The organism is Segatella copri (assembly GCF_019249765.2).
Lineage (GTDB): Bacteria > Bacteroidota > Bacteroidia > Bacteroidales > Bacteroidaceae > Prevotella > Prevotella copri_K.
In genome coordinates this window covers 2,614,656-2,640,983 of the sequence record NZ_CP152484.1, presented here as the reverse complement: position 1 = coordinate 2,640,983, position 26,328 = coordinate 2,614,656, and the positions used below count along the sequence as shown (strand labels likewise).

Sequence of the window (26,328 nt, the reverse complement as noted above, 5' to 3'; positions counted from 1 at the left end):
TCAATCTTACGTTTGTAAGCTTTTCAAGAAGTATACTGCTGAAATGTTAAAACTGAGTTAAAATAGCGTTTATTCCGCTACGAACAGCAAAAAATTGGTTTCGTAGCGAAATAAACGCTATTTTCTTTCGCTATTTCCTATATATGCATAAGGTATTTGACAAGATTCTAAAAACAAATTGGTAGATTATTTTACTGTTAAAAAAAACGGACAAATTGAATTTGTCCGGCTCTTTTGTCCGGTAGCTTGTAAGTTATTAAAAATGAGTGATTTATAAAGATACGGACAATTTGTCCGGACAAATTCAATTTGTCCGTTTGTTTTTTTTAGCCCTTTTTTGCTTGAAAACAATGGATTTTGGTGCCGAAACCTATGAGATGCTGGGAAGAAACCTATGAGTTATGATGAAAGAAACTATGAGTTGTGGGGGAGAAAACTATGACTTATTTTTTTTAACAATTCAAGATGGTTTGAAACCCTTGGCTTATCCAAACGAAATAAGCATCAAAAAATCCGAAACAGATAACTTGGTAAGCTTCTGTTTCGGATTTTTTCTTTATTCTTCCTTAATCTTCCAATCTCTGATAGTGCGCTGGGTGCTGTCAAAACTGATACCGATTTTTACCAGTCGCTTGCCCTCTGCATGATACGGCAGCATATAGCCTTTTTCGTCTATTTGTGCCAAAGCCTCATCAGCACTCTTATCTACCTTCAGTTCGAAGACGTAGATTGTATCTGGCATGTGCATCACGGCATCAGCCCTGCCGATGGCACTCTTCACCTCTGTGCGGATATAGATGTTGAGGAAACTGAACATCAGATAGAAGATAGTCTGATAATGCTTCTCGCTGTGATTCTCCAAATCATATGGTATCGTAGCCATATAGGTGCGCATGTGCTCCAGTGCCGCCTCGATGTCATTTCTATAAACCGCCTTGCAGAATCCCAAGAGGAAGGCATTGTTGTCAGAACGGCGAGGGTTCACATAATGAGGAATCAATGAGTTGAGCAGTCCGTCGCGTACCTCCTTGTTTGGGATGCCCAGCGTATATTCCTGAAACATCGGTTCATATTTCTTGATGGTCAGATAGCCGCTCTGGTAAAGCAATGGCAAGGCTTCTGTCATTTCCTCTGTTGATTGGTCGAAGGAACTCAATACTGTCTCTTGACTCTCTAAAGTAGAAAGATTGACATGATACTTATCCAAGAGTTTCAAGAGGAAGGATGGAGTGCCGGAACCAAACCAGTAAGGAGCAATCTTGCCTGCATTCATTGCCTTTACAAGACTGAAAGGATTAAAGATATCTTCTGAATTCTCACTGAAATGATAACCATCATAGAATTGTGTCAGCTCATTCAGGCACTCTTCGTACGTCATACCAAGAGTTTCACCCATAGCTTCAATATCCGGTTTCATCTGCGTGGTAAGCTCGGTTTTGCTGATGCCGCAGATGGCTGAGTACTGGTCGAACAGACTGATATTGTCGAGGTTGTTGAGCTCGCTGAAGATGCTGAGCTGCGAGAACTTGGTGATGCCCGTGATGAAGGTGAACTCCAGGTAAGGATCGAGTTTTTTCAGAGGACTGTAGAAGTTCTGCATAATGCGGCGGAGCGGCTGCAGGTTTTCCTTTTCATGTACCACATCCAGCAATGGGGCATCATATTCATCGATGATGACAACAGCCTTTTCGCCCGTCTGCTCATAAGCACGCTTTACGATACCATCCAACCTTTCGTTAGGGTAAATTTCCCCTTCTCCTTTACCATAAAGTTTCTCGTAAGGCAAAAGCTGCAGATTCAGATAACTGTTCAAGCCATCTGCATCAAAATGCTTGGCACCGCTTAAATCGAAATGGAATACAGGGTGCTTCACCCATTCCTTCTCGTATTCAGCAATAGTCAATCCCTCGAACAGTTCCTTTCTTCCCTCGAAATAGGCCTGGAGGGTAGAGGCAAAGAGCGACTTTCCGAATCGTCTTGGACGGCTCAGAAAGATATACTTCATACCTTTTTCTCTGAAATCCACGATGTATTTGGTCTTATCTACATAGAGATAACCTTTCTCGCGAATTTCTTCAAAAGTCTGAATTCCTACAGGATATTTATTTACTATTTTTGCCATAATTCTACATGCCTTACGTTTTGCGCTGCTAAGTTACAAAGAAAATCCGAATTAACCAAGCATAATGGTTAAAAATAAAATGCTTTGTAAAATAAGGCATCCGGAATACCCCGAAACTTGTAAAATAAGGCACTCTGATGAGTTAAAAACATGTAAAATAAGGCTTTCCTCATTATTTTTTCTTACCTTTGTTCGCCCCGAAAAAACAACGGGATTGGGTTGTGAAAAGGGGAAAGAGAAAATAGAGATAAATATAAATATAAGAAATGAACAAATTAAAAGCATTATTGGGTTTCGACCCAAAGACTACTACGGTCAAGACGGAATTGATAGCTGGTATGACTACCTTCCTGACCATGTGTTACATTCTGGCAGTGAACCCTACCATCCTCGCCACTACGGGTATGGACAAGGGAGCTCTCTTTACTGCCACAGCCATCGCTTCAGCCATCGCCACCTTCCTGCTGGCTTTCATGGCAAAGTTGCCTTTTGCCCAGGCTCCTAGTATGGGACTGAATGCGTTCTTCGCCTTCACCCTTTGTCAGGCTATGGGCTTGACCTGGCAGCAGGCTTTGGCGGTATTGCTCGTAGAGGGTATCATCTTCCTAGCCATCACCTTCCTCAATATCCGTGACAAGATATTGGAATGTATTCCGAAGAATCTCCGATTCGCCATTTCTGCCGGTATCGGTATGTTTATCGCCTTTATCGGTTTGAAGAATGCGGGCATCATTACTGCCAATGCGGATACTTTCGTGCAGCTCGGCAAGTTTACACCAGTCAGCATCCTGGGTCTCATCAGCATCCTGCTCTGCGGCTGTCTGATGGCGAGAAGAGTGAAGGGTTCTTTGTTTATCGCCATCATCATCTCTACCTTGATTGGTATTCCGATGGGCGTAACCCAGTTCTCTGACAACTGGATGCCGGTATCTACTCCTCACAGCATCGCTCCTATCTTCTGCCAGTTCGATTTCACCGGCTTCTTTACTCCTAAGATGTTCATGGTGGTTTTCTCGCTGTTGCTTGTCAACATCTTCGATACCATCGGAACAGTTCTGGGATTGGTTTCCAAGTTGGGTATCAAGGAGAATGAGAAGGGCGAGATTCCGGGTGTGAAGGAGGCGATGATGAGTGATGCCATCGGTACTACAGCCGGTGCATTGCTGGGTAGCTCTACCATCACCACTTATGTGGAGAGTGCTTCGGGTGTTGCCGAGGGCGGTAAGTCGGGCTTGACATCTTTCTTTGTGGGTTTGATGTTTATCCTGAGCATTTTCCTGGCTCCTATCTTCCTGCTGATTCCGAGCGCAGCCACCAGTGGTGCCCTGGTAATGGTGGGTGTATTGATGATTGATTCGTTCAAGAAAATTGAGTTGGAGGATATCTCCGAGTCATTCCCTGCCTTTATCACGATGATTACGATGGTACTCTGCTACAGTATTGCCGATGGCATCTGCCTTGGTATTCTGAGCTATGTATTGATCAAGATGATGGTGGGCAAGTTCAAGGATCTGAATCCTACGCTGTATATCCTGAGCATCTTCCTGCTCTTCAATTATGTTTTCGGATAAAATATTCTTGTTTAAATAGAGGAGTTTCGGAAAAAAATGGTATCTTTGCAGCGGCTAGAAGTTGGAAAAGTGGCAGAAAATACCCCAAAAAGGGTTGGAAAAGCTCCTTTTTCTAGTCTAAAATAGGTTGGAAAAGTTCCGTAAAGCCTATAAATTATGGTAAGAAAAAGTAATATAGATATGCTTAACAGAAAGATATACAGCTATTTACGCAATTTCTTCGAAACAGAGAAAAAAGCTCTTCTTGTTTCTGGCGCTCGTCAGGTTGGTAAGACTTTCGCTATCCGGAAGGTTGGAAAGGAATGCTTTGCGGATGTAGTGGAGTTCAATTTCCTCAATAATCCTAAGTATAGGGAGGCTTTTAAGTCTCCTTCTGATGCTAAGGAAATCCTCCTGCGCCTTTCTGCCTTGGCTGAGAAGAAACTTATTCCAGGCACAACTCTGGTTTTCTTTGATGAGGTACAGGAATGTCCGGAGATGGTTACTGCCATCAAATTCCTGGTAGAAGAGGGTAGCTATCGCTATGTAATGAGTGGCTCATTGTTAGGGGTAGAGTTGAAGGATATCCGTAGTGTACCTGTTGGTTATATGGCAGAAAAAGAGATGTTTCCTCTCGATTTTGAGGAATTTGCAGAGGCTGTAGGGATGAGTACTGGAGTAATGGCTCATGTCAAGGAGTGCTATGAGCAATGCAAGGTGGTGGATGAGGTTGTGCATAATAAGCTGAATGATCTCATTCATCTTTATCTCATTGTCGGAGGAATGCCTGAGGCTGTCCAAAAGTATATTAATACGAATAATTTACAGATAGTGCGTGAGGCACAACGAGAAATCATGCACCTCTACGGAAAGGATATAGCCAAGTATGACCCAAAGAACAAGCTGTATATCAAAGATATATTCGACTTGATACCTTCTGAACTGAATGCCAAGAACAAGCGTTTTATTTTGAAGGCATTAAATGAAAATGCAAAATTTGAGCGTTACAGAAATTCTTTCTTATGGCTAGCCGATGCTGGTGTGGCGCTCCCTACTTATAATGTAGAAGAACCTCGCTTGCCTTTAAAACTTGGTGAACAGCGCAATTTATTTAAGTTGTTCATGAACGATGTGGGGTTGTTGGCAAGCCAGTATGCGGCCAATATAGCGATGGACTTACTTACGGGTACGACAGAAATCAACTATGGAGCCATTTATGAGAATTTTGCAGCGCAAGAATTACGTGCTCACGGTTATAATCTTTATTATTTCAATAACAAGAAGCAGGGGGAACTGGACTTTGTTATAGAAGATAGAGGTAAGGTCTTGCCGATAGAAATCAAGTCGGGCAAGGATTATAAACGTCATAATGCGCTCTCTAATGTGATGAACAATGAGGAGTACGCTATTCCTCGTGCCATAGTTTTCTCTAATGGCAATGTGCAGGTCGTAGGCAAGATTCTCTATTACCCTATCTATATGTTAATGTATCTTCAACCCGAAATGATAAAGAAACCTATATTCAGATTTGAGCCAATATAGGCTTTTATTATTTTTTTGCCAATAGATAAAAAACGAGGCGGCAATCTGCATCACGCAGGTTGCCGCCTTCTCTTTTCTAACTAACTTTCTTATCAACTATTCAAAATGTTATTACCTATATATGGATCCCAGAGCATTCTGCCCTGTGTAGTCTGTTATTTCAAACGGATGATGTTCAGCGAGCTGGCTGGAATCTCTACCGTTGCACCGTTCTTCTCTGTAGTTACGTAGTTTTCTACAGGATAGATATTGGTAGGATTGTCGATGGTGTTCTCCTCCAGACCATTCTTGGCAGAAAGGCGGATGAGCTTGCCATTCTTGATCTCCTTGCCCTGAAGATTAATCTTCGCTGTGGTGTGCTCGGTGCTGGTGTTGGCAATCTTCAGGATTACCTCGCCCGTCTGTTCATCAAGTGTGGCTGTAGAGAATATGCCAGGAAGGGTGTTTGCCTTCAACTTGGTAGAGAATACTTCCTTGCCATCCAACTTGGCGAAGATGCTGTCGCCAACTACTTTCAGCTCGATGTCATACCACTTGCCGGTCTCGATGCTGCCTGGGGTAGTAGCTATCTGACTCTTGGCACCATTCACGATAGACTCCACACCGTGCTGGGTATTGTTCCAGCCACCGAGGTTTAACCAGCAGTAGTTGTTCTTATCCACGTAGTTAAAGATGATGAGGAAACCTTCGTTTCCGGCATCCTTCTTCGCGCGTACCTTATATATATAGCCATTGCTGGTAATCTCACCTGGGTTCAGACGGATGCAGCTTTCCTCGTTGCTGATCTGCTTGATGAGGCTGCCCTCAGTCTTCCACTGTCCACGGATATCGGTAGGCAACTCCTGCAAGGTCATCGGCAGCGCCTTTCCGTTCTCATCGCTGTAGCCCTTGTCCTCGAAAGAAACCTGAGTGCCCCATGTTCCCATACCTACACGGCAGATAGCTGGCTTCACCTGAGTCTGCTCATATTTGTATGGATTCTCCTGGTTCACCTTCAGTACGCGGGTACCGATGTTGTTTGCCATCACGTTCTGAACGTAGTAAGATGGAGTTCCGAATACCTTATCGGATGTATACTGAATCATATCCGGTGCCCACATACGGTTGTTGAGGTTAGCGAAGATAGGAGCGTAGGATGCCATGGTTACGATGTCAGAGTTGTTCTCGATGCCCATCATATAGACAGCCTCACCGAGTGCTGCATCGAGCGAACCCATATTGCCGAAGCCCTGGGTTACGGCATATTCGCCTACATAAATCTCGCTGCTCTTGCGGTCGTAGTTATCATACTTGTTGAAGTTCTCGGCAAACCAGGCTGGATTTCTGTAGTAGTGCTCGTCGAGGAGTTCTACGCTTTCGTTGCTTTCCCACTTAGGGTTGTCATCACCCCAAGCCACCACGTTACCGATGAGGTGCATCTTAGGATATTTCGCCAATACAGCATCCTTGAACTTCTTGAAGCGCTCGTAGTAATGGTCGCTCTGAGCCGCAGGATCCGGCTGGTTGTTCTCATTACCAATCTCTAGATACTCGATATTGTATGGTTCCGGATGACCGTTCTTAGCACGGAGCGCACCATATTTAGAGGTAACAGGACCGTTGGCATACTCCAGGGCATTCATGCACTCATCAATCCAAGGCTGGATGCTGTCTACAGGAGTCATGCCGCCGTGCCACAAACCAACATTCACTACATAGAGAGGCTTGGCGTTCAGATCCTCGGCAAGCTGCAGATACTCATCGAATCCCATACCATCGCTGGTACGGTAGCGCCAGTTAACGTTCTTATGGCCCGGACGTTCCTCGATAGGACCGATAGTCTTCTCCCAGTGGAAAGCATTCTCAGGAGATTCCTGTCCTTCAACGTAGCAACCGCCAGGGAAGCGGACGAACTTAGGATGGATGTTATAGAGAAGCTGAGCCAGGTCAGGGCGCAAGCCATTCTCGCGATTCTTGAAAGTAGGAGGGAAGAGGCTTACTACATCGAGAACGATGGTACCCTTTCCGTCGGCTACGAGTTCAAACTGAGCCTTGGCGTCGTTTCCGGTGGCAGTCAACTCAGCCGTATATTTGGTCCACTTCTTGCCAACCTTGGCATTGAGGGTGGTTTCTGCGTAAACCTTGTCGCCCTTGGCGTTGGTGAGGCGAGCCTTCAATCCGCCCTTGTAGCTACCCTTAGCCCAGAAAGAGAGTTTATAGGTTCTGCCCTGCACGGCGTTGATTCCCCAGAAACCCTCATTGATGAGAGAGGCTGTAGCTGCAGGCTTGGCAGCGATGGTCAATTGGAGTGCCTTGCCCTGTGCATTGTTGAGCAAACCCTTATTGATGAGTTGTGCATTGATCTTTGCACCTTTCTGAGCGGCAGTTTTCCAGGTAGGAATATTCTTGTCATCGTCTTCGAAAGAACGGTTGCTGATGAGTTCGGCATAGAGACCGCCATCTGCAGCATGGTTGATATCCTCGAAGAAGATACCATAGAGGTTAGGAGATACCTTGATACCTGGGTTAGAGGCATCTACATTGATGGTAACCTGTGCGTTGGATGCCAAAGCAGAGGCCAACACTGCTGAAAGTAAAATCTGTCTTTTCTTATTCATTTTTTATTCTTAGGTTTGTTTGTTTACTTGTTGGTTGGCATGAAACCAAGCTAAGCCTAAATTCATGCCGCTATTAATACACAGTTGCAAAAGTACACAAAAAACACAAAGAAGAGGTGGACAAAAAGCGAATTATAGTGTAAAAGGTGGATTTTCTGATGAAAATCCACCTTAATCATTACTTTTCTTTTCAAAAATCTTGCAAGCCTTGTTGCCTGCTATATAAGCTACGTATGCTTTTACATACACTCTTGGTCGTCAAGTTTGGCAAAGCCATTTTGTAATTGTCCTTCAGGGTGGTCATACCCAAGTAGTAGAGGCTGATAGGGTAGAACTCTGGGGAGAAGAACTTTTGCTTGTTGAACTTACTGCGTAAATCGGCTTGTGAATAGTACAATTCTCCATCCATCAACAGGCTGTCGAGCATTTCTTTGGCATTGTCAAGCGTGATGGTCAATCTTCTTATCCAACTAGTGTCAGTACGTAGGTTCTCATCTACCATTTCCGTAGGGATGCCGCCTTTCAGTTCTGCAAAGTTCTTGAGGAAGTAAGTCAGAATGGTAGAGTTAAATAATGGTTCTGCATTTGGTAAAAAGTGGTAACCATCATAATTGTTGAGTATCAGAGTCCATAATTCCTCGAAAGAGGCTTGAGGGCCATATTTATTGATGACATACTTCAGATATTGGGCTGCTTCCTCATGGGTAAAGCCCAATAGATTGGTAAATTCCGGCTTCAGTGTCAACATCTCTGCGATGTTATAGCCACTGGTTAAGTCATCCATGGTGACAGGCAGTACTCCAGTGCAGAAGCAAGTACGGATGGTGCCTTCGCCAATGCCAGCCTTGATAACCTTGAAGAAAGTTCGTAGGAAACTTTCCCCTGTGGTCAAGTCCTGGTACAGCGAGTCCTTATAGACAACTAATAGCTGGTTGGTAAAGTTGTCGTATTCATCTATTAATATATAAAGAGGTGGAAGATTATGGGAAGAGATAAACTCGCATACTTCAACCAACATGTTGGAGGCATTGCCATCCTCTCTGAACCTGAAATCTCCAAAAAGGTCTCTGTTGCGTTCCACCAATGTACGGAGTGGACTGCAATTCACGGCGTTGAAGTTCTTTTCGATATCTTCCTTCTTGCTGGCAACGGAAGTTGTGGAAAAGTCATATCTTACCACAAGATATTGGTTGTGCTCGTTTGTTGGGTGTTCGCCAATCCAAGTTCCACCAAACAATTCTTTGAATTGTGTTGCCATGTTACGGTCGTAATAGTGAGCCAACATGGAAACGAGCAGACTCTTTCCGAATCTGTGAGGACGGAGAAAAACTGGTGCTTTGTAACGCTCAAGCAGTGGAATATAGTTGGTCTTGTCCACATAATAATATCCCTTGTGGCGAATCTCAGCAAAGTTCGCCACAGCGTATGGAACGGTAATATCTGCTTGTGAATATGTCATGGTCTATCTCCTTTTTGTTGCAAATGTACGATTTTTATTTATTACTACCAAATAAAATCGAAAGATTTTGTTTAATATAGTAATACCAGTCCGGCAAAAGCCGAGTAGAGTATCATGCGGATAGGATTGATCTTCATCACCTTCACGCCGATAAAGGTAGCAAAGAAGAGGGCGATGGAGATGTAGAAATGCCAGGGATTGGCTGGCGTAGAGAAGTTCTCGCCATTCATCAGAAGCAGGGCTGCGGCTCCTACCAATCCGACAATGGCTGGGCGAAGACCGATGAAGATGCTCTGGACGGCTGAGGTGTTCATATACTTGTACAGCATCTTGCTGATAAGAATCATCAAAACCAAGGATGGGAGAACCAGCGCAAAGGTTGCCATGGCACTTCCGAGTACTGCCATCATGCCACTCATGCCGGCATTATGGACAGCAGTATAGCCACAGTAGGTGGCGGTGTTGATACCGATAGGTCCCGGTGTCATCTGAGAAATGGCAACCACATCGGTAAACTCTTGCATCGTCATCCAATGATACTGCGTAACAACCTGTCCCTGAATCAGGGATATCATGGAATAGCCACCTCCGAATCCGAAGATGCCTATCTGAATGAATACGATGAAAAGCTGAAAAAATATCATCATTATGTTTTAAGCTATTTACTTTTTTACCTTTTTACTTTTTTACCCTTTTACCTTTATTCCGTTGGCTGGATAAACTGTCCATAGATGTAGCCACCTACGGCAGCTGCGATAATCACCCAGATTGGGTTGACGCCCAAAAGCCAGATCAGAAGGGCGGATAGAATAGGAATCCAGCAGTTTACAAGCGAAATACCGGCACTCTTGGCAAGCGAGAATGTAGGTACGACTATCAATGCCACGACGGCAGGACGGATGCCTGCAAACATGGCAGCAACAACCTTGTTGTCTTCAAACTGATGGAAAAACATGGCTATCGCTAAGATAATAAGGAACGATGGCAACGAAGCGCCGAGGGTGCAGACGATGGCTCCCGGTGTCTTTGCCAACTTATATCCGAGCAGGGAACTCATGTTGATGGCCAAGGCGCCCGGACAAACCTGGGTAGTAGCAATGGCATCCAAGAATTCCTCCTTCGTCATCCAATGATGCTTGTCGACGACTTCGGATTCTATAATAGGAATCATGGCATAGCCACCACCAAAGGTGACTATGCCAATCTTCAAAAATGTTTTGAATAATGTAAGATAACTTACGCTATTATTCATTTTTTACCTTTTTATTTTTTTACTTTTTCAAAGCTCTTTCTTCAATCCACTGACGTGCATTGACAAATGCCTCAATCCAAGGAGTTACCTCGTCGTTGCGGCGATCGGCTGGATACCAGGCGTTCTGCCATGGGAAGATGGCACGCTCCAAGTGTGGCATCATAGCCAAGTGGCGACCATCTGCAGAGCAGATACCTGCTACATTGTAGTCACTGCCGTTAGGATTACCTGGATACTCAGCGTAGTTGTACTTCGCAATGATGTTGTAGTGATCCTCTGGCTCTGGCAAGTAGAAACGACCCTCGCCGTGAGCTACCCAGATACCGAGCTTATCACCGCTCAAGCTACCGAACATCACACTGTCGTTCTGAGGAATAGTCAGACCGAGGAATGTACTCTCGAACTTCTTGGATGTGTTGTGGCAGAGGTGTGAACGATGCTTGTGCTCAGGATTGATGAGGTTCAACTCAACCATCAGCTGGCAACCGTTGCAGATACCGAGTGAAAGGGTATCCTCACGGGCATAGAACTTATCGAGTGCCTCTTTAGCCTTAGGATTGTAGAGGAATGCACCAGCCCAACCCTTGGCAGAACCGAGAACATCGGAGTTAGAGAAACCACCGCAGAATACGATGAAGTTCACATCCTCCAGAGTCTCACGACCAGAAATCAAGTCGGTCATCATCACATCCTTTACATCGAAGCCGGCGAGATACATAGAGTATGCCATCTCACGCTCACCATTGGTACCCTTCTCACGGATGATAGCTGCCTTGATGCCAGATGGCTTGCGACGGTTAGCGTCGAGGCTGTAGCTAGCGAGGGTTCCCTTGAAGCCATAACCGAAGTTCATCTCGATAGGCTGCTTCTTATAGTTGGTGTAACGCTTCTTGGCCATACCGTTCATGCTCTGCTTGCGGTCGAGGAGGTAAGATGTCTTATACCAGTCGTCGCGCAAAGCATCGATATCGAACTCGTGCTCGAAGCCTTCCTTCTTGATGATAATCTTGCGGAGCTCAGGAGCAGGATAACCAATCTTGGCATAACCGATACCGTTCTCATCGAAGAATGCTTTCAACTCGTCCTTGTGAGCATCGCTTACCTGGATGACAACACCTGGGTTCTCTGCGAAGAGAGTCTTGATGATGTCGGCATCTGCGATGTCGTGGAGGTTGATCTTCATACCGCCCTCTACGTTGGCGAATGTCATCTCGAGGAGAGTTGTAATCAAACCACCGGCACTGATATCGTGACCAGCCATTACCCAACCACGGTTGATGAGTTCCTGTACAGCATTGAAGCAGTCAACGAAGTACTCTGGGTTCTTGACGGTAGGAACATCGCTGCCCACCTTGCCCAGGCTCTGAGCGAAAGCAGAACCACCGAGACGCTGCTCGTCGAAACTGAAGTCGATATGGTAGAGGCTAGAGTTCTTGTCGTTAACGAGAACTGGGCTAACCACCTTCTTGACATCTGAAACCTCACCACCAGCACTTACGATAACGGTACCCGGAGCGATGATCTTCTCGCCGTTAGGATACTGCTGGGTCAAAGAGAGAGAGTCCTTACCTGTTGGTACGTTTACGTGGATGGCGCAGCAGAAGTCTGACAAAGCCTTCACACCCTCGTACAAACGGGCATCCTCACCCTTCTGGCTGCGGCAAGGCCACATCCAGTTGGCTGAGAGGCTGATGCTGTCCATGCCATCTGCCAATGGAGCCCATACGATATTAGTCAATGACTCTGCTACAGAGAGTACAGAACCTGCCTTAGGATCGGCAAGACCTGCCTGAGGTGCATGACCCATTGCTGTTACGATACCCTTCTCGCCACGGTAGTCGAGTGCTACGACACCACAGTCTGAGAGTGGCAACTGAATCTGACCCTGACCCTGCTGACGGGCAATCTTACCTGTTACGGAACGGTCTACCTTGTTGGTCAACCAGTCCTTACAAGCCACAGCCTCCATCTGGAGAACACGCTGCAAGTACTCGTCGAGGTTATCTGCAGAATAAGTTACATCTTCATATTTACGCTCTACGGTCTCATCTACCATTACAGTCTTAGGAGTATGACCGAACATCTGAGCTACATCGAGGTCGAATGGCTTCACGCCGTCAGCCTGCTTGAAGCTGAAGTGAGCATCGCCTGTAGTCTCACCAACCACGTACATTGGAGCACGCTCACGGTCGGCAATCTTCTGAACCTCGCTGATATACTTCTCGTCGATGAGCAAGCCCATGCGCTCCTGGCTCTCGTTGGCGATGATTTCCTTGGCGCTCAAAGTCTTGTCACCGATAGGCAACTTAGACATATCGATTTCGCCACCGCACTCTTCTACCAACTCAGAGAGACAGTTCAAGTGACCGGCTGAACCGTGGTCGTGGATGCTGACTACTGGGTTCTCATCGTTCTCAACAAGTGCACGAACCAGGTTGTAGGCACGCTTCTGCATCTCAGGGTTGGCACGCTGAACAGCGTTCAACTCGATACCATTGCTGTAACGGCCTGTATCTACAGAAGAAACAGAACCACCACCAAGACCGATGCGATAGTTATCACCACCTACTACGACAACCTTGTTGCCCTTCTGTGGCTCACCCTTCTTGTAGTCACGCTTCTTGCCGTAGCCTACACCACCAGCAAGCATGATTACCTTATCGTATGCATACTTCTCACCATTCTCCTCGTGCTCGAATGTAAGCACAGAACCGGTGATGAGAGGCTGACCGAACTTGTTACCGAAGTCTGATGCACCATTGGAAGCCTTGATCAGAATCTGCTCTGGAGTCTGATAGAGCCACTTACGTACTGGCATGATGTCTTCCCAGTCGCGCTCAACATCGCTCTTGCCGTTGTCATCCTTCAGGCGAGGATAAGCAGTCATGTAGCAGGCGGTACCTGCGATAGGCCATGAACCAACACCACCACCCATACGGTCGCGGATTTCACCACCCGTACCGGTAGCAGCACCATTGAAAGGCTCTACAGTAGTAGGGAAGTTGTGAGTCTCAGCCTTCAGAGAGATAACACTCTCGATATCCTTCACCTGGAAGAAATCGCTGGTAGTCTGATCGGCTGGAGCAAACTGCTCGATAACAGGACCCTGAGAGAAAGCCACGTTGTCCTTGTAAGCAGAGAGAATCTTGTTAGGATTCTCGTTGGTGGTCTTCTTGATCATGTTGAAGAGAGAAGACTCCATCTCCTTACCGTCGATGATAAACTGGCCGCCGAAAATCTTGTGGCGGCAGTGCTCTGAGTTGATCTGTGCGAAACCGAAGATTTCGCTGTCGGTGAGAGGGCGTCCGTTCTCTTTCTCCAGCTTGTGGAGATAAGCCATTTCGTCCTCGCTGAGGGCAAGACCCTCTTCCTCGTTATACTTCTCGAGGTCATCGACGTACTTGATAGGTTCTGGCTGGTGGTTCACGGTGAACACATCCTGTCCGATACCGTTGTACATACGCTGGAGCATAGGGTCGTGCTCAGCGTCTTCGCTATCTACAGGGAAGTACTCCTCGATACGCGAAATGCCGTTAAGACTCATGTTCTGAGTAATCTCAACGGCATTCGTACTCCAAGGAGTAATCATTTCACGGCGTGGGCCGACATAGAAGCCCTGCAACTGCTGGGCGTCCTCTAAAGTCGCGTCACCATAAAGCCAACAAAGTTCATTGATTTCGTCCTGAGATGGTTTGTGGTCAATCTCGGTCGCAATCACACTCTTAGATGGAGTTCTAAAAAAAAGAATCATACTTGCTTTCTTTTATATTATTAATGTATTTATTTCTTTTCGAGTGCAAAGATAGTGCAAATTCAAGACACTACAAAATAAAACACTGTTTTTTATGTTTTTTTTGTTGAGATTTGGGCTATTCTTACCTTGAGAGGCTACATTTGACGGTTTAGCTATAAGAAAAGTGCTTTCTGTTGCCTTTTTTGGTTAAAAAGGTGATAAATAAAGATTTAGAGGTTAAAAATGTCTAAATGCATTTGACAAATATTGTTTATTCGAGTCTTATCTGTAACTTTGCAAGTGAAAGAAGTGAATCAGCTTCTATAATGCCCTAAAATGTAGAAGCTTCCGGATAACGGATAAAAGCCGGGAGAACTCTAATATAATAGGAGGTAGAAAGCGACGTTAAGATATACTATAATCAATTAATAATAACAAGAAAATTTAAATTAGAAAGAATATGAAACAGACAAAGTTAATGGTAATGGCAATGATGGCTGTAGCTCTGATGGCTACAAGCTGTGCAAGTAAGAAGGATCTTCAGAATTGCCAGAATGAGAATAAGGAATTGTCAAGCAACTATCAGGCTACCAAGGAAAAGCTGGCAGCTACAGAGGCTAGTCTGGCAGCAGCCCAGGAGCAGCTCGCTACTGCAAAGAGCGATTACGCTAAGTTGCAGAACTCGCTTGACAAGAGTTTGAACAATGCAAGCCAGAACAACGTGAGCATTGAAAAACTCGTTGACCAGATCAACGAGAGTAACCAGTATATCCGCCACCTGGTTGAGGTAAAGAGCAAGAGCGATTCGCTCAACATGGTTCTTACCAACAACCTGACCCGCTCTTTGAGCAAGGAAGAGATGAAGGAGGTTGATGTTCAGGTTCTGAAGGGTGTAGTTTACATCTCTCTGGCTGACAATATGCTCTATCAGAGTGGTAGCTATGAGGTGAACAGCCGTGCTCAGGAGACATTGAGCAAGATTGCTAAGATCATCACAGACTACAAGGATTACGATGTGCTCGTAGAGGGTAATACCGATAACGTACCAGTAAGCACTACAAGTGCCAAGATGAAGAATATCCGCAACAACTGGGACCTCTCTGCTCTCCGTGCAGCTTCTGTTGTTCAGTACTTGCAGGATCACTTCGGTGTAAATCCTAAGCGCCTTACTGCTGGTGGCCGTGGTGAGTACAACCCTGTAACAACTAACGATACAGAGGTAGGCAAGCAGCGCAACCGCCGCACTCAGATTATCATCACTCCTAAGCTCGACCAGTTCATGGACTTGATCGACAAGGCTCCAGAGGAGAAGTAAAAAGGCTATTTAAAGGTAAAAAGACTATTTAAAGGTAAAAAAGTAAAAAGGTAAAAGGGTAAAAAAGTAAATAGATGAGGCATCAATGAGTTGTTAAAGACTTATTGGTGCCTTTTTAGGTATAAATATACAGGTTTTATGTTTTGAGTACGTAAAAAAGTGCTTTTTGTTATCATTTTGCTAGAATTATTCTTAATTTCCTTTCTTTTCTTGATTATTTTTATTAATTTTGCAGGCAAAATATCAAGGGGCCACTTGGCTGCCCTGATCATTGTACATTGTAAATTATTAATTATACATTATATTGTGTTATGGAAAAGATTAAGATGACAACTCCATTGGTAGAGATGGACGGTGATGAGATGACAAGAATTCTCTGGAAGATGATTAAGGATGAACTCATTCTTCCTTTCGTTGATTTGAAGTCTGAGTATTATGATCTCGGTCTGCCTTATCGCGACCAGACCAATGACCAGGTAACCATCGACTCTGCTGAGGCGGCTAAGAAATATGGCGTGGCTGTGAAGTGTGCTACTATCACTCCTAATGCACAGCGTATGGACGAGTATAAACTCCACAAAATGTGGAAGAGCCCTAATGGAACTATCCGTAGCATCATGGACGGTACCGTATTCCGTGCTCCTATCACCATCCCAAGCATCCACCCTTGTGTAAAGAACTGGGAGAAGCCTATTACCATCGCCCGTCATGCTTACGGCGATGTATACAAGAGCGTGGAACTTCGTGCTGATGAGCCAGGTACAGCCAAACTCGTGTTCGAGGGTAAGAGCGGCAAGAAACAGGAGATAGAGATTCATTCTTTCGATGGTGCTGGCGTTATCCAGGGCATGCACAATACTGATAAGAGTATCCGCAGCTTTGCTCACAGCTGCTTCAAGTTTGCCATTGATACCAAGCAGGATCTCTGGTTTGCTACCAAGGATACCATCTCTAAGACTTATGATGCCCAGTTCCGTAAAATCTTTGAGGAAGTATATGAGAGCGACTATAAAGAGAAGTTTGCAGAACTCGGTATCGAGTATTTCTATACATTGATTGATGATGCAGTGGCTCGTGTTATCCGCAGCAAGGGCGGTTTCATCTGGGCTTGCAAGAACTATGACGGTGATGTGATGAGTGATATGCTCAGTACAGCCTTCGGTTCTCTGGCGATGATGACTTCTGTATTGGTTTCTCCTGACGGCAAGTATGAGTATGAGGCAGCTCATGGTACCGTGACCCGTCACTACTATCGCTACCTGAAGGGTGAAGATACATCTACCAACCCAATGGCTACCATCTTTGCATGGAGCGGTGCGTTGAGAAAGCGTGGCGAACTGGATGGCATCAAGGAACTTCAGAACTTTGGCGACCAGCTGGAGGCTGCATGTTTCGATACTTTGAATGACGGTATCGCTACCAAGGATCTCGTAAACCTGATGGAAGGTGTTGAGGCTAAGGCTGTAAACTCTGCCGGCTTTATCGCTGCCATCCGCGAGCGTCTGGAAAAGCGATTGGCATAAAAACAATAAGACCTGGGGTGATTAACCTCAGGTCTTATTGTTTTAGTTATTTTTAGTTTAAATCTTGATTCTTTTTCTTGCGTTTGCGCAAAGCGTCTGAATAAACCTTAAACAAATCAATGTTCAGCAAGCCATACTGTGGTCTTGCCTTGCTTGTTTAATTCCTCTTTGATGATTTCACCGATTAAGGGAATTGCATTTACTTTATCTTTCATACTCTTTCAGTTGTGTTATATGCTCACTTATAGTTATATCGGGTGCAAAAGTAGCATTTCTGTTTCTAACTAGCAAAGAAACATGTAGCGAATTTGGAAACACTAAGTTAAAATGTGTAACAAAATCCCCGTTTTTTTATATTTTTTTCTCTAAAGAACTAAATGTCACGAAATTGTAACCGAATGTAACGCTTATTACGAAAGAAAAGTCGTAATTTTGCAGCGGTATTTTAAATAACATGAAATATGGAAGAGAATATGAAAAGAATACTTGTTGTTGATGATGAGCAAGACTTGTGTGAGATTCTGAAATTCAATCTCGAAACAGAAGGATATGAGGTAGAGACTGCCAATTCTGCAGAAGAGGCTTTGGAGATGGACATCGCTTCGTTCGACCTGCTGCTGTTGGACGTCATGATGGGAGGAATGAGCGGTTTCCAGTTGGCTAAGCAGTTGAAGGACAATCCGATGACAGCCAATGTTCCGATTATCTTCCTTACAGCCCGAGATACGGAAAACGATACGGTTACTGGATTCAATATCGGTGCCGATGATTATATCTCGAAACCTTTCTCTATCCGAGAGGTGATGGTCAGAGTGCGTGCCGTCTTGCGCCGTACGGCCGAACAGGCTGGCGATGCTGATGAATCGAAGATCATCAACTATCAGGGACTGCAGCTGAATCTGGACAAGAAGACGGTGAGCATCGATGGTGAGGCTATCCCTTTCACCAAGACCGAGTTCGAACTCCTGCGTCTTTTCCTCGAAGAGCGTGGCAAGGTGTTCTCCCGTCAGGAACTTATCGACCGGGTATGGCCTAAGGATGTGATGGTACTCGACCGCACGGTGGATGTCAACATCACCCGTATGAGAAAGAAGATTGGTAAGTTTGCCAAGTGCATCGTTACCCGTCTGGGATTCGGTTATTATTTTGATGCGTAATTAAAATGTTTAAGTTAAATAGTGTAGGTAGGAAGCTGTACTTCAGTGTACTGGCGGTGTTCCTTGTGTTCGCCGTCAGTTTTATCGTGTTCCAGCAGGCACGTGAGAAGCAGTATAAAATAGGTACGCTTACTATCAAACTGGAAAATTATAATGAACTGCTGGCAGAAGATCTGGCGCTCTCTCCTGGTGAAGGAATTATTCTGCAGGATAGCATCCACAATAGGGATGTGACTGTGGCTCATGAGAAGTTGCAGGCTTTTGTCCGAGAACATGAAAGCAAGGATCTTCGTGTTACGCTGGTGCGCCCTAACGGTAAGGTGATTTATGACAACATGAGTTCCGACTATGAACATTTTGCCAACCATGCCAAGCGGGAGGAAATAGCAGAAGCCTTGAAAAACAGGGTAGGCTCAAGCGTGGAGCGACAGTCTAAAACCCTGAAGCATGATTATTTCTATGTGGCTTCTTATTTTCCGGAAAGCAAACTCATCATCCGTACGGCACTACCTTACAATAATGATTTGGCAAAATCGCTGCAGGCCGACCAGCATTTCATCTGGTTTGCCATCGTAGCCGTCATTCTGCTTACCATCGTGCTTTACCGTTTTACGGACCGTCTGGCTAAGAATGTTTCCAAACTGAGCATCTTTGCTTATAAGGCAGACCATAACGAGAGTCTCGAGGTGGAAGATCTCGCCAAGTTCCCTAACGATGAGTTGGGCGAGATTGCTGAGCGCATCATCAAGATGTATAAGCGCATACAGACCACCCGACGTGAACAGGATGTACTGAAGCGGCAGCTTACCCAGAATATCGCTCACGAGCTGAAGACTCCTGTAGCAAGTATCCAGGGTTATCTGGAAACGATACTCGACAATCCGCATATCAACGAAGAGATGAAGTCGCAGTTTCTGCAGCGCTGTTATGCCCAGAGCGAACGCCTCACCTCTCTGCTCCGCGACATCTCAACCCTGAACCGGTTGGATGACGGTTCGGATATGATAGATTTCGAGGCGGTAGACATTACGCAGATGGTGAGTGAAATAGCCCATGAGACGGCGCTGGAAAGAGAGTCGCACAAGATGACTTTCGAGAATCTTCTTCCCGACCAGCATATTATTGTGAAGGGTAACCGCAGTCTGCTCTACAGTGTGTTCCGCAATCTTACCGACAATGCCATAGCTTATGCCGGCGAAGGACGTAAGATAACGTTGAGTGCCAAGGAGCAGGGCAACAAGTGGCATTTCATCTTCTGTGATAACGGTCAGGGAGTTCCTGCCGAGCATCTCTCCCGTCTTTTTGAGCGTTTCTATCGGGTAGATAAGGGACGCAGCCGCAAGATGGGTGGCACCGGTTTGGGTCTTGCCATCGTCAAGAATGCCGTTCTCCTGCATGGCGGAACCATCCGTGTAAGTAATCAGCTGGAAGGCGGCTTGAAGTTTGAATTTACGCTTAAAAAGTAGGAATATGGCAATCTGTTAATCGGAAATAGTGTACTGGCGAATGAAGAACAGCTGACTAGCCGTACGCTCGCTAGTTGGCTGTTCTACTGAAACAGTCAGCGTAAATGCCTGTAAAAATGTTGTAAGTAAGGGATAAGGAAATACTCTTCACTCTTCACCTTTCCTTCGGAATCCCCAGTGTTTATGGGCGTTTTGAGGGGTGAAGAGTTCTTGGGCACTCTTCACCCACTCTTCACCTTAGCTGGTTCGGCAGAGGATGTGTTATAAATTTATGATTCACCCTTTTCTTGTTGTTGGATGAGTAAGGATATGTTGTTTGAAGAGCTAGGATATGTTGTTTGAAGAGCTAGGATATGTTGTTGAGGCAGTCTGTATCTTCGGTCGCACAACAGCTGTTGTGCGCTTGCATAACAGCTGATATGCACATGCACAACAGGTGATGTGCATGCGATGGTCAACTGTTATGCACCAACATCCAGACTTATGACACACCCTCCTCAGGGACGCCTAGCGGTCTTGCGCTGCAATTTACGCCTGTTGGTCTTTGGAATCGGTGAAGAGTGGTGAAGAGTGGGTGAAGAGTCGCAGCAAACTCTTCACCCCTCGGAATGCCGATAAACACAGGGGTTTCCGAAGGAAAGGTGAAGAGTGAAGAGTAAAAGCGTGTTCGCTTGCAGATAAAAAATGGGGCGCAAGCTGTTTCCATGAAAGGAATCGCTTGCGCCCCTGATATTATTGCTTATGAGTAAATGAGCATCCTAAGATTAGAACTTGTAGATAGCACCAAATGAAATGTTGCTTGCATCTACGTTAAGTCCGAATGTAGATGAGTTGTCACCATGGTCAGGAGAATAACCTTTGTAACCGAGGAAACCTACCTTTGTGATGAAGTTTACGTGGTCTGAAAGCTTAACAGCCAAACCTGGCTTGATGCCTACCTCGTAATAATCGCCAACGCCCTTGCTGACGCTGCTGTAACCGATTGTACCTTCTACGAAGAGGTTAACCAACTTGGTTTCTACGGCTGTGTAACGTACGTAAGGAGCTACTCTAAATGTTGTAGATTCACCTACAGGAGAAAGCTTGCAAACTTCGCCCTTCTTGATACCGATCTCGAGACCAGCCTCCCACTTGTTGTTGAATTCGTAACCGATTTCAGGCATCAGGGTGTAAGCTGTCTTGCTGTCACCACCCTCAAACTTGTTGCTGGAAATACCAGCTGTACCACCGATGTAAACCTGTGCGCTAGCGCAAACTGAAACGAGAGCCATAGCAAGGCTCAACATAATCTTCTTCATAATCAATCTTTTCTTTTAATTATTACTTTCTTTTATCACTCTAATCAGGTAGCTTTTCAGCCCCTTTATTTATGATAGCAAAGCACATCCCAGACATGCCCTGCACTCTCTAATTCGGCGGCAAAGGTATAGGAAATAACTTAAAACTCAAAACTATTTCTCAGTTTTTCTTGCAAAACAAGCCGTATTGTTGATGTAAATCAAGAAAATCGGGCGTGCTGAATGTATCTAAAGCTATTTCTGCTGCAAAGCTGCGATTTTTTAGTGAAACCGCCAAATAATATGAGGGAATATTTGGGCAAACCAACTTTTTTCTCTATCTTTGCATGAACAAACAGTTTGAATCTTTTTTTATTAATATCATAAATGAATCAATTTACAAAGCTGATAGCAGCCCAGCTCAATCTGAAGGAGCAGGCTGTAGAAAATACTCTGGCGCTGCTCGAAGAGGGCTGCACCATTCCGTTTATCTCGCGATACCGCAAGGAGAAAACCGGTAATATGGACGAGGTAAACATTGAAGCCATCGCACAGGCTAACGAGAAACTCTCTGAGATGGCGAAGAGAAAGGAGACTATCCTCAAAACCATCGAGGAACAGGGAAAACTCTCGGATGAACTGAAAAAACGCATCGAACAGTGCTGGGATGCCACCGAACTGGAAGACATCTATCTTCCTTATAAGCCAAAGCGCCGCACCCGTGCACAGATAGCACGTGAGGCAGGCTTGGAGCCTCTGGCACAACTGCTCCTCTTCCAGCGTGAGCGCAATCCGGAACAGGCTGCCAGAAAGTTTGTGGGCGATAAGGTGAAGGATGTGGAGGCTGCACTTCAGGGAGCCAAGGACATCATCGCCGAAACCGTAAGCGAGAATGAGCAGAGCCGCAATCAGATTCGCGGTGAGTTCAGACGCGGTGCCATCATCACTTCTAAGGTGGTAGCCAAGAAGAAGGATGAGGAAGAGGCGCAGCGCTTCTCTGACTATTTCGATTTCTCAGAACCATTGAAGAAATGTTCTTCGCACCGACTGCTGGCTATGCGTAGAGGCGAGGCGGCAGGATTCTTGCGTGTCAGCATCTCGGCTGATGATGAGCAGTGTCAGGATAAACTGAAGCGCCACTATGTACATGGTTTTGGTGAGTGCCAGACGCTGGTGGGTGAAGCGGTGGATGATGCCTTTAAGCGACTGCTGAAGCCTAGCATTGAAACCGAATTTGCTGCGCTCAGCAAGCAGAAGGCGGATGAGGAGGCTATTGTGGTCTTCGCCGAAAACCTGCGCCAGCTTCTGTTGGCGGCTCCTCTCGGACAGAAACGCGTGATGGCGGTTGACCCGGGTTTTGCCAATGGTTGCAAGACTTGCTGTCTCGATGCGCAGGGCAATCTGATTCATCATGAAATTGTTTATCCTCATCCTCCCCGCAACAGGAAGAGCGAGGCTACGGCTGCCATCCAGCGCATGGTAAAGATGTATCAGGTGGAGGCAATGGCTGTAGGTAACGGTACGGCAAGCCGCGAAACCAGCGACTGGCTGCATAGCATCGATTTCGTTCATCCGGTAGATATCTATGTGGTGAGCGAGGATGGCGCTTCTATCTATTCGGCTTCGAAGATTGCAAGAGATGAGTTCCCGGATGAGGATGTTACCGTGCGTGGTGCCGTGAGCATCGGACGAAGACTGATGGATCCGCTTGCAGAATTAGTGAAGATTGATCCGAAGAGCATCGGTGTGGGACAGTATCAGCATGATGTGGATCAGACTCAGTTGAAGAAGAGTCTGGATACAGTGGTGATGAGTTGTGTGAACTCGGTGGGTGTCAACCTGAATACCGCATCGCAGCATCTCCTGACCTATGTGAGCGGTTTGGGACCTACGCTTGCCAAGAATATCGTGGAATATCGCCGCGAGAATGGAGCCTTCGCTTCCCGTGCCCAGTTGAAGAAGGTGCCACGTCTGGGTCCTTCGGCCTTTGAGCAGTGTGCCGGCTTCCTCCGCATTCCAGGCGCTAAGAATCCTTTGGATAACAGTGCCGTTCATCCGGAGCGCTATGCGCTGGTAGAGCAGATGGCGAAAGATCAGGGCGTAACGGTGAAGCAGCTGGTAGAAGACAAGGCGCTGCAGAAGAAGATTGATATCAGAAAATATGTGAGTGCCGAGGTGGGTATGCCTACTTTGACCGATATCATGGCTGAGCTTGACAAGCCGGGCTTGGATCCTCGTGGTGAGGTAGAGAAGTTTGAGTTTGATGCCAGCATCAAGGAGATAGAGGATTTGCAGGTGGGCATGGTTGTGCCGGGCATTGTTACCAACATTACCAAGTTTGGTGCCTTTGTAGATATAGGTGTCCACAACGATGGTCTGGTTCATGTATCCCAGATGTCAAACCGTTACATTCAGGATCCTTCAGAGGTGGTAAAGCTTCATGAGCATGTGATGGTGAGAGTGGCAGAAGTAGATTTGAAGCGCAAGCGCATCGCCTTGTCGATGAAGGGCGTGAAATAGAAAGGATATTCAGAATGAATCAGAATAATAATGGTGATGCTCTCTTGGCGGGGGGCATCACCAGAGATTGTATAGAGTCGGCATATTGCTTTATTCATCAGAAGCTCAGGGTTTTTGAATTTTCCACCAATCCTACGCAGCGTGATGATATAGAGTATGCCATCGCCCAGTATGTAGAGGGCATGAATCCGCAGCTTTATCTTCTTCTTTCGCAAGGCAGAACGGAATACCTTCTAGACCATGTGAATTTTGAAAAAGATATGCGCGAGGCGCAGGAAAAACTGGAAGGGATGATGTAGGTCTCTCTCTGCTTTGGGAGAAGGATAAACTGAGTCTCGTTAATTTAAGTTGATGAGGGTGCGTCATGGACTTATGACACACTCTCTTTTTTTATCCAGTTACATGCCAGTTACATGCATCAGACACCGTTTTAAAGGGCTTTTGCATTGATTAAGGGCTATTTCGAGTTGCCCAGTTACATGCTGGTTACATGAGTTATGCCCAAGTAACGACCGAAAATAGCCGAATAACGACCGCAAACGACCGAAAATAGCCAAATAACGACTTAAAACGACTTAAAATAGCCGCAAACGACCGCAAACGACCGCAAATGACCACAAAAACGACCGCAAACGACCGCAAATAGCCAAATAACGACTTAAAACGACTTAAAATAGCCGAAAATAGCCGCAAACGACCGCAAATGACCACAAAAACGACCGCAAACGACCACAAACGACCGCAATAACGACCGCAAACGACCGCAATAACGACCGCAAACGACCGAGATAGTTCTGTCACTTGCCAAATTGTATTATTCATTATTAAGCAATCCTCTTATACCCTTATCAAAGTCCGAGTCTATGCGTTGTGTTTTATTAAAGATGTCATATTCTTCTTCCGCCTTCTTCTTGGCTTGTGCAGCCGATTTTCTCGATTGCACCATGCTGAGTGGTTATTTCCATTTTGGAAACAACCACGTCCTTATCCAACTCTCCCTCATCAAAGATGTTCTTTAAATGCTTGCTTATAGCAGGAACACCTACACCAAAGAGCTGTGCCATAGCCTTTTGCGTACACCAAAGAGTTTCGTCTTTTATGACAACTTGTACTTTGCCATCAGCATTGGGCATATTATAAAGAAGAAATTGTATCTCGTTACTCATAATTTATTGCTTTAGATGCAAATTTAGTGATTTATTTTTATAGCAATGTGCCTATAGTGTAATCTTTAATAAGATATAACAAAAAACGCTTGTGTTATAGCATGTAATAGTGTGAAAGAATGTAAAATGAAGCCCTTGCTTTTGGCTGTTACTATAGATTAGCATTGAAATATGTTGCCAAAATGTTGGCAATTTCTAGAAACGAAAAATCCTAACCGCTTATTATCAAGCAGTTAGGATTTTCTTTGGTGCGCCTGATAGGACTCGAACCTACACGGCCTGAACCACTAGATCCTAAGTCTAGCGCGTCTACCAATTTCGCCACAAGCGCATTCTTGGGTGCAAAGATACAATAATAATTTGAATAAAAAGAAGAAAAATGAAAAAAATGATGGTTTTACTTGCTTTTTACGAGAAATAATGGTAATTTTGCAAACAGATACTGTTCTATTTTTATTTTGCAAAAAAACGAAGGCTGGACAGTAAGGACAGATAAAAACTAAATAACAGTAATATGAAAAAAGTATGGGTTATGATGCTGGCTACATTGATGGTTTCTTCCACGATGATGGCTGGAAATGTGAAGAAATCAACTACTCTTCCTATTGAGGGAGAGATCGTAAAGGCTTCTCATCCGATGATTCAGTATATTGGGCGTGTGAGCTTTGCTAAGAATCCTGATGTAGCCAGTTTCAATTATCCGGGAACTACGATTGAGGCTAGTTTTCAAGGGTCTTCTCTGAAAATGCTGTGTCGCCCGAAGACTGGATATTTCATGGCGCAGATTGATGGTTGCGAACCTTTCAAAGTGGGCTTTAATGCCGAACGCGATTCGGTTGTTACCCTGGCTGCGGCTTTGCCAAAGGGGGTGCATCATGCTAAGGTGATGTATGTGATAGAAGGCTTATTCCGCAAACCGGAATTCAGGGGATTCGTTCTTGATAAGGGATGTCAGCTCGTTGAGGCTCCGGCTCTCCCGGAACGGAAGATTGAATTTATCGGAAATTCAATCACCTGCGGTTATGGCGTAGAAAGTATCAACATGTCTGATCCTTTTGAGGATGAAACAGAGAACCATTGGCTTACTTATGCCAATATCGTAAGTGACAGTCTGAAGGCTCAGCATACTTCTATCTCCCGTAGTGGTATCGGTGTATATCGTAATTATAATGGTCCGAAGACAGGTGATGCCGATAACATGCCTTGGCAATATGAATATACCTTATTTGACCAGCATGATGAAAAATGGGATTTTGCCAAGTATCAGCCTCAGTTAGTCTGTATCAATCTGGGTACGAACGATCTTTCTACCAAGAATTATGATATTCAACTCTACGAGAAGAATTATCGCATGTTTATTAAAACGGTACGTAGCAAGTATCCTCATGCAAAGATTGTGATGTTGACAGGTCCGATGCTCGGCGAGAAGGAGAGTAGCAAGCAGCGAACTGTACTTGATAGAATCTGTGCTGATGCCAATATAACTGATAAGAACATTTACCGTTTCGATTTCAGTTTCCAGAAAGGAGATTTAGGTTATGGCGCCAGCTGGCATCCTAGTATGTTGCAGCATCGGAAGATGGCAGCAGAATTGCTTCCGTTCCTGAGAAAACTGATGAATTGGAATTAAATGAGACTGTATGTTTCCC

15 protein-coding genes, 1 tRNA gene and 2 pseudogenes are annotated in these 26,328 nt (G+C 45.3%); 9 read left to right on the top strand and 9 right to left on the bottom strand.

The features are described 5' to 3' along the window. Window positions 1-556: 556 nt before the first annotated feature. Complete coding sequence (locus KUA46_RS11415; protein WP_218486758.1) at window positions 557-2,122, bottom strand: ATP-binding protein; 1,566 nt, start codon at window positions 2,120-2,122, stop codon at window positions 557-559. Between the two features lie 266 nt (window positions 2,123-2,388). On the opposite strand from KUA46_RS11415, the gene KUA46_RS11410 reads away from it, so the two are divergent. Together KUA46_RS11410 and KUA46_RS11405 are read left to right on the top strand one after the other, a co-directional pair. After that, a complete protein-coding gene (locus KUA46_RS11410) occupies window positions 2,389-3,693 on the top strand; it encodes an NCS2 family permease (protein ID WP_117727474.1) in 1,305 nt (434 codons plus the stop codon). A 156-nt stretch (window positions 3,694-3,849) separates the two neighbouring features. Then, window positions 3,850-5,214: an ATP-binding protein gene (locus tag KUA46_RS11405; protein ID WP_334650002.1), complete on the top strand. Its 1,365-nt coding sequence runs from the start codon at window positions 3,850-3,852 to the stop codon at window positions 5,212-5,214. 155 nt (window positions 5,215-5,369) lie between these two features. On the opposite strand, the gene KUA46_RS11400 is transcribed toward KUA46_RS11405, so the two are convergent. The 5 genes and pseudogenes from KUA46_RS11400 to purL form a co-directional block, all read right to left on the bottom strand. Continuing rightward, window positions 5,370-7,811 (bottom strand): alpha-L-arabinofuranosidase C-terminal domain-containing protein, encoded by a 2,442-nt coding sequence (locus KUA46_RS11400; RefSeq protein ID WP_218486759.1) that lies wholly within the window; start codon window positions 7,809-7,811, stop codon window positions 5,370-5,372. Between the two features lie 244 nt (window positions 7,812-8,055). After that, a pseudogene (locus tag KUA46_RS11395) lies at window positions 8,056-9,270 on the bottom strand (ATP-binding protein); the annotation flags it as partial. A 71-nt stretch (window positions 9,271-9,341) separates the two neighbouring features. Continuing rightward, a complete protein-coding gene (locus KUA46_RS11390) occupies window positions 9,342-9,914 on the bottom strand; it encodes a chromate transporter (protein WP_118190301.1) in 573 nt (190 codons plus the stop codon). Window positions 9,915-9,970: 56 nt separating this feature from the next. Beyond that, window positions 9,971-10,522, bottom strand: a complete 552-nt coding sequence (locus KUA46_RS11385; RefSeq protein WP_218486761.1) for a chromate transporter — start codon at window positions 10,520-10,522, stop codon at window positions 9,971-9,973. 19 nt (window positions 10,523-10,541) lie between these two features. Continuing rightward, entirely contained in the window at window positions 10,542-14,273 is a 3,732-nt protein-coding gene (gene purL, locus KUA46_RS11380; RefSeq protein ID WP_022121456.1) for a phosphoribosylformylglycinamidine synthase, read from the bottom strand. A 442-nt stretch (window positions 14,274-14,715) separates the two neighbouring features. Between purL and KUA46_RS11375 the strand changes: the two genes are divergently transcribed. From KUA46_RS11375 to KUA46_RS11360, 4 genes are all read left to right on the top strand, one after another. Next, a complete protein-coding gene (locus KUA46_RS11375; RefSeq protein WP_006848523.1) occupies window positions 14,716-15,570 on the top strand; it encodes an OmpA/MotB family protein in 855 nt (284 codons plus the stop codon). A 311-nt stretch (window positions 15,571-15,881) separates the two neighbouring features. Beyond that, complete coding sequence (locus KUA46_RS11370; RefSeq protein ID WP_117693399.1) at window positions 15,882-17,093, top strand: NADP-dependent isocitrate dehydrogenase; 1,212 nt, start codon at window positions 15,882-15,884, stop codon at window positions 17,091-17,093. A gap of 461 nt (window positions 17,094-17,554) precedes the next feature. After that, on the top strand, window positions 17,555-18,250 hold the full coding sequence (locus KUA46_RS11365) for a response regulator (RefSeq protein WP_022121453.1): 696 nt from the start codon (window positions 17,555-17,557) through the stop codon (window positions 18,248-18,250). 5 nt (window positions 18,251-18,255) lie between these two features. Further along, a complete protein-coding gene (locus tag KUA46_RS11360; protein WP_218486762.1) occupies window positions 18,256-19,716 on the top strand; it encodes a sensor histidine kinase in 1,461 nt (486 codons plus the stop codon). 764 nt (window positions 19,717-20,480) lie between these two features. Here the strand turns inward: KUA46_RS11360 and KUA46_RS11355 are convergent. Then, a complete protein-coding gene (locus KUA46_RS11355; protein ID WP_022121451.1) occupies window positions 20,481-21,014 on the bottom strand; it encodes an outer membrane beta-barrel protein in 534 nt (177 codons plus the stop codon). Between the two features lie 366 nt (window positions 21,015-21,380). Here KUA46_RS11355 and KUA46_RS11350 point away from each other — a divergent pair, with 366 nt between their 5' ends. Beyond that, a complete protein-coding gene (locus tag KUA46_RS11350; protein WP_117693382.1) occupies window positions 21,381-23,513 on the top strand; it encodes a Tex family protein in 2,133 nt (710 codons plus the stop codon). Window positions 23,514-23,527: 14 nt separating this feature from the next. Further along, window positions 23,528-23,812, top strand: a complete 285-nt coding sequence (locus KUA46_RS11345) for a hypothetical protein (protein WP_153073005.1) — start codon at window positions 23,528-23,530, stop codon at window positions 23,810-23,812. Between the two features lie 642 nt (window positions 23,813-24,454). On the opposite strand, the pseudogene KUA46_RS11340 reads toward KUA46_RS11345, so the two are convergent. Together KUA46_RS11340 and KUA46_RS11335 are read right to left on the bottom strand one after the other, a co-directional pair. Further along, window positions 24,455-24,679 (bottom strand): annotated as a pseudogene (locus tag KUA46_RS11340) (cell filamentation protein Fic); the annotation flags it as partial. Window positions 24,680-24,925: 246 nt separating this feature from the next. Then, window positions 24,926-25,010 (bottom strand) — tRNA-Leu (locus KUA46_RS11335). Window positions 25,011-25,193: 183 nt separating this feature from the next. On the opposite strand from KUA46_RS11335, the gene KUA46_RS11330 reads away from it, so the two are divergent. Beyond that, window positions 25,194-26,309: an SGNH/GDSL hydrolase family protein gene (locus tag KUA46_RS11330; RefSeq protein ID WP_218486763.1), complete on the top strand. Its 1,116-nt coding sequence runs from the start codon at window positions 25,194-25,196 to the stop codon at window positions 26,307-26,309. Window positions 26,310-26,328: the final 19 nt, after the last annotated feature.